We start from the raw sequence: 8,912 nt of genomic DNA, 5'->3' as shown, positions 1-8,912 counted from the left end.
GACCGCCGATAAAAAATCAAAAAAATTTACACACTTTACTTGACAAACCCTTAAAGCGGGAGTTTTACTTATACTGCAATTCTATAGATCGCTGTCGCGTTTCTTAATCGGGATTCGGATCAAAAATCTGGTTCCTATATTCACTTCACTTTCCATTTCAATGGTTCCGTTATAGAAATTCACGATGTGTTTCACGATGGAAAGTCCCAGCCCGGTGCCTCCTACCTTCTTGCTGCGCCCTTTATCCACGCGGTAGAACCGCTCAAAGACGCGCTGCCTGGACCCTTCGGGTATACCAACCCCGGAATCTCTGACCTCCAAAAGCATATCCCCGTCCTCTGCCGTGATCCGTACATGGACCGTTCCGCCCTCTTTGTTGTATTTGATGGCGTTGCTTAACAGATTGCTGATCAGCTCCTTCATATGCTGATGGCTGGCCCAAACCGTGATCGGGCGGCAGTCCGTCATCACCGCCACCTGATTTTCAACAGCCAGAGGCGCAAAGGTCTTTACCGCATCTTCCAGAATAAGCGCCATCCTCACCTCATTCATCGTGACCTCTGCTTCTTTGGTCTCCAACCTGGAAATCATCAGGATATCATTGATCAGATTGGTCATATTATCCGTTTCTTTGGTGATGCGGCGCAGGAAATCGGCTTTCACCGTCTCATCGGTAATCAGCCCGCTCCCCAAAAGTTCCGTATAACCTTTGATGGAAGTGATGGGCGTTTTCAGTTCATGGCTGGCATTGCTGAAAAACTCCTGTCTCACCTGCTTTTCAAATTCAAGCTTGCGTATGTAGCTTTTTACGCTGCGGGACATCTGTTCCGTAGTTTTTGCGATTACATTCAGCTCTTCATAGCCATACTGTTCAAAATGAAAATCCGGCGCATCCTGCTGTATCTTATCCATTTCACCGGCAATCTCTCCTAAAGGCTTTGTGACAGATTTCGCAAACCGGTCGGCTATGATCAGGGAAATCAGAAGCGTTACGCCGACAGCCAGCAGCAGGGCCGGCAAAAGCACGACGATATACTCTGAGATTCCTTTAAAAGGGATTGCCAGCCGTATCACATACCCGCCGTTGGAGGACATGGCCGCAGCATAGAGCATGGATGTACCCAGCGTTTCAGAATATCTCATGCTGCAGCCCACGCCTTTCTCCAGCGCGTCCCTTATCTCCTCCCGGGCCAGATGGTTGTCCATGACTGCGGTATCGTCCACATCCGTGTCCACGCAGACCTCCCCGCCGGTTGTCAGTATTGTAAGCCTGCGGCTGTCGCCGCTCAAAAGACCCTTCTCCAAACCGGCCGCCTGTGCCTGGGACAGGGCATCCATACGTGAAAACTGCTCCTTTAAATCGCCGTCATAATCCAGCATTGCATCCACCATCTGCAGGGAATACAGCAGATCCTTCCTGGTATTGTCCAGCAGAATATTCCCCGCGATCAGATAAAAGATAACCGTGCACAGCCCCAGCGCCAGCAGGATTACCAGCACAAATTTACGGTAAATTGCTTTTTTCATGCTCATCCCTCATTCTCCGGGCTCGCTGTAACGCGGAAACGGTATCCTACGCCCCTGATTGTTTTTATATAGTCTCCGCCCTCCTCGCCCAGCTTCTGACGCAGGGTGCGGATGTGCATATCCAGAGTCCGGGATTCACCGTCATATTCATATCCCCATATGTTGTTCAAAAGCTCTTCCCTGGACACCACCCTGGCCTGGTTTTCCAGAAGATAAAGGAGCAGCTCATACTCCTTGTAGGTCAGCTCCAGCAGCCGTTCCCTGAACCATGCCTCTCTTGTCTTGGGGCTCATCTTGAGCTGTCCTGCCGCCAGCACATCCTTTGCAGCCTCCTTAGGGGCTCTCTTGCGCAGCTGCAGGCGGATCCTGGCTGCCAGTTCCAGCACGCCGAAGGGCTTGGTCATATAATCGTCCGCGCCGCCGTCCAGACCGATCACCTTATCCAGTTCCTTATCCTTGGCGGTAAGCACGATAATCGGCATTTCACGGATATCCGGATTTCTGCGTATGATCCGGATCGCAGCCAGGCCGTCCATGCCCGGAAGCATCAGATCAAACACTCCAAGATCCGGCTTGTCCGCACCGATTTTCTGAAGAGCATCCTCTGCAGTCTCAAAGGCTTTTACCTGATAGCCAAACCCTTCCAGCGCAATCTTTATAAGGTCACGGATATTGTCATCGTCTTCAATTACATAAATCAGCTCCATCATGATCCCTCCTGCCGCTACAGCTCGTTTTTCACATATCCGGCCACATTGTTCGCATGGTCGCAGATCCTCTCCAGATTGCTGATCACATCCAGAAAGATCACGCCGGTCTGCGGTGTACACTGTCCGAGGCTTAATCGCTCGATATGCTTCTCCCTTAAATCTTCCTCGCAGTTATCCACCTCGTCTTCCAGCTTCAGCACCCTTCGTATATCTGCAGGATCACTGTTTCTCCTGGCATCCAGCGCGGCCTTCACCGCGTTTATAACATTGTCTCCGATCAGCCTTAGATCCCTGCATGCATCTTCTGAAAACTCAATGGATTTTGATATCTTCTGCTCTGTCAGCTCGGCGATATTTTCCGAATGGTCCCCCATTCTCTCCAGATCGCTGATCGTATATAGCAGATCTTTCACTGTCAGCGCCTGATTCTCCGTCAGGTTCATACTATTGATCTGTATCAGATACTCTGTGAGCAGGCCCTCCAGCTCATTGATCGTCTCTTCGGTTTCATAGATTTTACCGAGACTTTCCTTCCTGTTACCAATCACGGCATCTATGGCGAGTCTGGCATTTTCCAGCGCAATCTCCCCCATATACAGCACTTCGTGGATCGCAGCTTCAATAGCGAAGGACGGCGATCTGGTGATCTGAGAATCCAGATGATTCTTCACACGTTCGGCGATCCCTTCCGGCTGCTTAAGGTTCTCTTCCTTAATAAGCCGCTCCGAAAGCTTAACCAGATATCCGGCAAAAGGAAACAGAAGAATTGTGTTTGTTACATTAAAAACCGTATGGAAAACCGATATCTGTATACTGTTGATTTCCCCGGCGCCCCAGGCAGGGTAAAACTGAAATACGGCAAACATGAGCACCCCAAAAATGCCTGCACCAAAAACATTAAACAATAGATGGATCACCGCCGCCCGCTTGGCAGTCTTATGAGCGCCGGCGCTGGCAAGAAGCGCGGTCACACAGGTACCGATATTCTGCCCCAGCGTGATGAATACGGCGCTGTTCCAGGTGACCACGCCGTTCATGGCCAGTGTCTGCAGAATTCCCACCGATGCCGATGAACTCTGGATCACCGCGGTCACGAGCGCTCCTGCCAGCACGCCAAAGAACGGATTTCTACCAAGTATGCGGAAGGCGTCGGCGAATACCGGAGCATCCCTATACGGTTTAATTGCGCCGGACATAAAGCTCAAGCCGATAAACAGAACGCCGAATCCCAGAAGAATCTCTCCGAGATCCTTCTTTTTCTCCGATTTCATAAATATAAACAGCAGCGCTCCGATACCGATGATAAGCGGCGCAAAAAATTCAGGCTTCATCACCTCGCCCCACTCGCTCATGGACACGATCCAGCTGGTAATCGTGGTTCCGATATTCGCGCCCATGATCACGCCCACCGCCTGGGTCAGGTTTATGATGCCGGCGTTGACAAATCCAACAATCATGACCGTTGTGGCTGAGCTGCTCTGTATAATTGCCGTAATCAGAGCTCCCATAAGCACCGCCAGCAGGCGGTTATTGGTCAGAAAGCCCAGCATTTTCTTCATCCGGTCACCCGCGGACTGCTGCAGCCCTTCGGCCATAATATGCATGCCATACAGGAACATGCCAAGGCCTCCGATAAATTTAAACAGCATTTCCAGATCACTGATCTTCATTCGTACTCATTCCTCCGTAATAACGCCGACTTTGGCGCATATTCTTCTCTTTTTCACACAGATTTACTATATCATTAGTATGTAAAGGCAGCTTATTTACAATGTAAAATCTATGTAAAATTTCACTTTGGAATGAAAAACAGTTGCTATTCACAGCTGCCGCAGACTTCCCGCACATGGCGGGGCAGAGTATGGTCCTCATAGGGACGCGCTCTCGCTCCGTGAAGCGCGCAGCGGTTCTAACGCTGCAGACTACGCAGCGAAAGAACCGGCGGGCTTCGAGGGATCCCTAGGAGGACCATACTCTTCCCCGCCATGTGCTGCTTGATCGGCAGCCATGAATAGTAACGAAAAACAGCCCATGCGCCGACTTCTTTCGGAGCATGAGCTGTCCATGCAGGCTGTGTGCTGTCAGGAAACCGTTACCACGCGCATAACATTTGTTACACCCCGTTCACCGATTCCTACATTCGTAGTCGGAACTCCTGCGGTTATGATTGCCAGATCCCCGGAATCCACAAATCCCATATACTTGGCCATGGTCACAGCGCTGTCCATAACGTCATCGGTCACATTCTGTTCCACCGACTTTAACGGCCTTACCCCCCACAGCAGCTGCATCTTGCGAACTACGTCTTCCTTGGGCGAGGTTCCGATGATTTCTGCCTTGGGTCTGAACTTGGATACCAGTCTGGCCGTATATCCTGACATGGTCGGTGTGATGATCGCCGCCGCGTTCATATGATAAGCTGTAGCGACCGTGGCATAACTCACGGCGCTGGAGATGCCCCTCTTCCTGTATGACTGCTTCTGCGCAAGGATCTCTCCGTAGTCGATATGCTCCTCTGTGGACTCCGCGATCTGAGCCATCATCTTCAGCGCCTCCAGCGGATATTTTCCGGCGGCAGTTTCCCCGGAGAGCATCACCGCATCCGTTCCGTCATAGATGGCGTTCGCAACATCGGTCACCTCCGCCCTGGTGGGACGCGGATTCCGGATCATGGAATCCAGCATCTGCGTGGCTGTGATAACCGGCTTAAAAGCATCGTTGCATTTCTTGATGATCATCTTCTGGATATAGGGCACCTCCTGTGCGGGAATCTCCACTCCCAGGTCCCCTCTGGCCACCATAATGCCGTCGGCCGCCTTGATGATCGCATCAATATTATCCACGCCTTCTCTGTTTTCGATCTTTGCGATCACGCGTATATCGGAATGATGTTTGCTAAGCATCATCTTGATCTCAAGGATAGCATCCACGCTGCGCACGAAGGAAGCCGCGATAAAGTCAAAGTCCTGCTCTATGCCGAACAGAATATCCTGACGGTCCTTTTCCGTAATAGCAGGCAGATTCACCTTCACCCCGGGCACATTTACTCCCTTTCGCATACCCAGCTCGCCGCCGTTTATCACCCTGCAGCTGATCTCGGTGTCGTTAAGCCCTGTAACCTCCAGCTCCAGAAGGCCGTCATCCACCAGTATCTTATTTCCGATTTCCAGATCTGCCGGAAGCCCTGCGTAGTTGATATGGCCCCTCTTATCATCCCCGATGATCTCCTCGGTGGTAAAAGTATAGATGTCTCCGGCCTTTAAGACCACGCTTTTATTATCCTTAAGCAGTCCGGTACGGATCTCCGGCCCCTTGGTATCAAGCAGGGCTGCGATGGGAAGTCCGACCTCTTTTCTGATCTGTTTTAAGAGATCCAGCCTGCCTTTCTGCTCTTCGTAGTCTCCGTGCGAGAAGTTAAATCTGGCGATATCCATGCCGTTTAAAGCGAGACTCTTCAGAAGCTCCTTATCATTGGTATTCGGACCCATCGTGCATATGATCTTTGTTTTTTTCATAGGGTGTCAATTTCCTTTCGTGACATGTTTATGTGTATATAGATGATCCTGGCAGTATTCGTACTCTCCGTCACACTTGGAACAGTAACGGAATTCCAGGTCGTCGCCGTCCAGTTCGGTTCTGCCGCAGATCGCGCATTTGTGGCGGGGCTTACCGGCTGCAGGGGACGCCGCCTTAACCTTGGCATGGTAGGAAGCCCTGCGGACCGCCTGCTTAGGTGAAAAACGCCGTCTTTTATCCAGGAAGAAAAACACAATAAAATTCAGCAGCGAAACAGAAGCCGCAACCGCGCTGTAGATATTAAAATTAAATCCGAATCTTCCAAGCGGTATAAACAGTGTCAGGAAGCCGCCGATAATGATGCCGCCATATATGATAGCATCTACGATGGCCAGCCATTTCGCCTTAATCGGAATGACAAAATACAGGCGGAACATCATATCGGGGAATTCTACCGCAAAGGCCATAAACAAAGACAGCGTGATATAATTTGTGCCGATGGGCAGGCTTAAGCCGAAAACCAGATAAAGGATCAGCGCTGCCAGTATATGAGCCAGAACACCGCTGAAGAAATAAAAATTAAAGCGGAAAGTCCCCCACTGGTATTCCAGCTGCATGCCGATGCTGTAGTAACACATCACAACAAATACAAAAAAGATCGGGCTGGTCGAAGGCGGAGCGATCATAAATGTGATCAGTCTCCACACCTGTCCGCGAAACACCGCTGCCATATCCAGGCTCAAATAGAAGAAATAAAAGGTAGGCGCAAACAGATTCAGTATGAATCCCGCCACATACATTATACTGATATAGAGCATCAGGTTAGGAATCGCATATTTACCAATCTTGCGCTGCAGCTTATCCAAAATATTCATGATTTGCCTCTTTCTTTAGATTAATTGTTGACACATCCGCTTTTCTTTATACTGCTCCCCCAGCGGTGCCGGCGCATACGGCGGCCGCTAAAACATCTTTTTACGGATAAATATCCATACAACAATCAGCGAAACCACCAAAGATACCAGGATCACTCCCCAAAAGCCAAAGGGGCTGTGCGCGAACGGCATTCCGTCCGTATTGACATTCATACCGTAAAAGCTGGCGATCATCGTGGGAATGGACATCACGATGGTGACGGACGCCAGAAATTTCATCACGATATTGAGGTTGTTCGATATCACCGATGCAAATGCATCCATGGTGCCGCTTAAGATTCCGCTGTAGATATTGGCCATCTCAATCGCCTGCTTATTCTCGATGATGACATCCTCTAAGAGATCCTCATCCTCCGGATATTTCTTGATCCGGTCAGAACGCAGCAGCTTTTCCAGCACCACTTCATTGGAGCGCAGGGATGTGGTGAAATACACGAGGCTCTTCTCCAGTTCCAGAAGTTCAATCAATTCCCGGTTTCTGGAGGAATGATGCAGTTCCTTCTCCACTTCATCACTCTTCTTATCAATGATACGCAGATAATGCAAAAACCATGTAGCATTCTTATAAAGAATCTGTAAAATAAATCTGGTTTTCATGTGTGTGTGAAAATTCCGCACCCTGCCGTCCATAAATGCGGTGAGCACCGGCGTTTCCTGCAGGCAGACGGTGAATATCACATCATCCGTCATAAGAATGCCCATGGGAATTGTGCCGTACCAGTCCTTATCGTTTCGCTCCTCGATCACCGGTATATCCACCAAAATCAGCGTATATCCGTCTTCCACTTCAATACGGGAACGCTCTTCCTCATCCAAAGGCGCCTTCAGATCATCGATGTCAATCTGGAATTGCGAAGAGATATCCAGCAGTTCTCCCGCGCTGGGATTCGTCAGAGCCACCCAGCAGCCGGCTGTCACTTCCGGCTGCTCACAGACCTTATCATCCACGGTTTTAAAAATTCTAAGCATGGCCAATCTCCTTCTATTGTCACCAGCCGAACACGCTCTAAACCGGTTCAGCCCACTCTACATTATAGAGTTTGCCGCCTTCTTTGTCAAATATTTCTGTGGCAGAACAGCGGTGGCCTGCAAAATAGGTACAAATAATTTTCTCTTTTAAAATCCCTTTCAACCTGCTATAATGGGTGAAGCAATACATCTTGTGCGCGAATCAGCGTGCGGAAATGAGGTAGAACATGAATCTGATCTTTCCAAAGGACTACGATCCAAGGCTTACAATCCGCCAGACCCAGGACGCCATAAAGTACATAAGGGATACCTTTCAGAAGGAAATCGGAAAGGAAATGAATCTGGAGAGGATCTCCGCCCCCCTCTTTGTCACAAGAAGCTCCGGCTTAAACGATGATTTAAACGGCGTGGAGCGTCCGGTGAGCTTTGATATGAAGGATTTGCACAACGAACAGGTGGAAGTCGTTCATTCCCTTGCCAAATGGAAGCGCATGGCGCTAAAGGAATACGGATTTGCAGCAGGTGAGGGCCTTTATACCAATATGAACGCGATCCGGCGGGATGAGGATCTGGATAATCTCCATTCCTGCTATGTGGATCAGTGGGACTGGGAAAAGGTGATCACCAAGGAGGACCGCACGCTGGAAACGCTTGAAGATACGGTGCGCCAGATATTCAAGGTCATCAAACATATGGAGCATGAGGTCTGGTATAAATATCCCCAGGCGGTCAAAAAGCTGCCGGATGATATCTTTTTCATTACAACGCAGGAGCTGGAGGACAAATACCCCGGGCTCTCTCCGAAGGAACGGGAAAATGCGATCACGCGGGAACATGGCTGTGTATTCCTCATGCAGATCGGTGATGTGCTGAAAGGGGGAGAACCCCACGACGGCAGAGCCCCGGACTATGACGACTGGTCCTTAAACGGCGACATCCTGTTCTGGTATGAGCCCCTTTGCTGCGCGCTGGAGATCTCCAGCATGGGCATCCGTGTGGATGAAACTGCCCTCGCGTCTCAGCTGAAAAAGGCACACTGCGAGGAGCGCCTCTCTCTTCCGTTTCACAGCATGCTGATGAGAGGCGAACTGCCCTATACCATCGGCGGAGGCATCGGTCAGTCCAGGCTCTGCATGCTCCTTTTGGAAAGGGCACATATCGGCGAAGTCCAGTCAAGCCTTTGGCCGGAATCCATGCGCAAAGAATGTGCGGAACATAAAATCTATCTGCTGTAATGAGACTATATTATATAGAA

General features: G+C 50.0%; 7 protein-coding genes. 1 reads left to right on the top strand and 6 read right to left on the bottom strand.

The window, feature by feature from the left end; genetic code table 11:
• Nucleotides 1-81: 81 nt before the first annotated feature.
• The 6 genes from DWZ56_RS15945 to DWZ56_RS15920 all read right to left on the bottom strand — a co-directional run bounded on the left by DWZ56_RS15945 (nucleotide 82) and on the right by DWZ56_RS15920 (nucleotide 7,657).
• Nucleotides 82-1,527 (bottom strand): sensor histidine kinase, encoded by a 1,446-nt coding sequence (locus DWZ56_RS15945; RefSeq protein ID WP_118557606.1) that lies wholly within the window; start codon nucleotides 1,525-1,527, stop codon nucleotides 82-84.
• A gap of 2 nt (nucleotides 1,528-1,529) precedes the next feature.
• Complete coding sequence (locus tag DWZ56_RS15940; protein ID WP_118557594.1) at nucleotides 1,530-2,234, bottom strand: response regulator transcription factor; 705 nt, start codon at nucleotides 2,232-2,234, stop codon at nucleotides 1,530-1,532.
• 17 nt (nucleotides 2,235-2,251) lie between these two features.
• Nucleotides 2,252-3,907: a Na/Pi cotransporter family protein gene (locus DWZ56_RS15935; RefSeq protein ID WP_118557593.1), complete on the bottom strand. Its 1,656-nt coding sequence runs from the start codon at nucleotides 3,905-3,907 to the stop codon at nucleotides 2,252-2,254.
• A 411-nt stretch (nucleotides 3,908-4,318) separates the two neighbouring features.
• Entirely contained in the window at nucleotides 4,319-5,752 is a 1,434-nt protein-coding gene (gene pyk / locus DWZ56_RS15930; protein WP_118557592.1) for a pyruvate kinase, read from the bottom strand.
• 6 nt (nucleotides 5,753-5,758) lie between these two features.
• On the bottom strand, nucleotides 5,759-6,628 hold the full coding sequence (locus DWZ56_RS15925; protein WP_118557591.1) for a rhomboid family intramembrane serine protease: 870 nt from the start codon (nucleotides 6,626-6,628) through the stop codon (nucleotides 5,759-5,761).
• Nucleotides 6,629-6,715: 87 nt separating this feature from the next.
• A complete protein-coding gene (locus DWZ56_RS15920; protein ID WP_118557590.1) occupies nucleotides 6,716-7,657 on the bottom strand; it encodes a magnesium transporter CorA family protein in 942 nt (313 codons plus the stop codon).
• A gap of 227 nt (nucleotides 7,658-7,884) precedes the next feature.
• Between DWZ56_RS15920 and asnA the strand changes: the two genes are divergently transcribed.
• Nucleotides 7,885-8,892, top strand: coding sequence for an aspartate--ammonia ligase (gene asnA / locus DWZ56_RS15915; RefSeq protein ID WP_118557589.1), 1,008 nt, complete (start codon nucleotides 7,885-7,887; stop codon nucleotides 8,890-8,892).
• Nucleotides 8,893-8,912 lie beyond the last annotated feature (20 nt).

This window comes from Lachnotalea sp. AF33-28 (genome assembly GCF_003477885.1).
Classification (GTDB): Bacteria; Bacillota; Clostridia; order Lachnospirales; family Lachnospiraceae; genus AF33-28.
This window is presented reverse-complemented; position numbering and strand designations above follow the sequence as displayed.

Coding starts and splice junctions, on each gene's coding strand:
- DWZ56_RS15935 (WP_118557593.1), bottom strand. CDS start 3,907: ATGAAGATCAGTGATCTGGAAATGCTGTTTAAATTTATCGGAGGCCTT.
- DWZ56_RS15940 (WP_118557594.1), bottom strand. CDS start 2,234: ATGGAGCTGATTTATGTAATTGAAGACGATGACAATATCCGTGACCTT.
- pyk (WP_118557592.1), bottom strand. CDS start 5,752: ATGAAAAAAACAAAGATCATATGCACGATGGGTCCGAATACCAATGAT.
- asnA (WP_118557589.1), top strand. CDS start 7,885: ATGAATCTGATCTTTCCAAAGGACTACGATCCAAGGCTTACAATCCGC.
- DWZ56_RS15945 (WP_118557606.1), bottom strand. CDS start 1,527: ATGAAAAAAGCAATTTACCGTAAATTTGTGCTGGTAATCCTGCTGGCG.
- DWZ56_RS15925 (WP_118557591.1), bottom strand. CDS start 6,628: ATGAATATTTTGGATAAGCTGCAGCGCAAGATTGGTAAATATGCGATT.
- DWZ56_RS15920 (WP_118557590.1), bottom strand. CDS start 7,657: ATGCTTAGAATTTTTAAAACCGTGGATGATAAGGTCTGTGAGCAGCCG.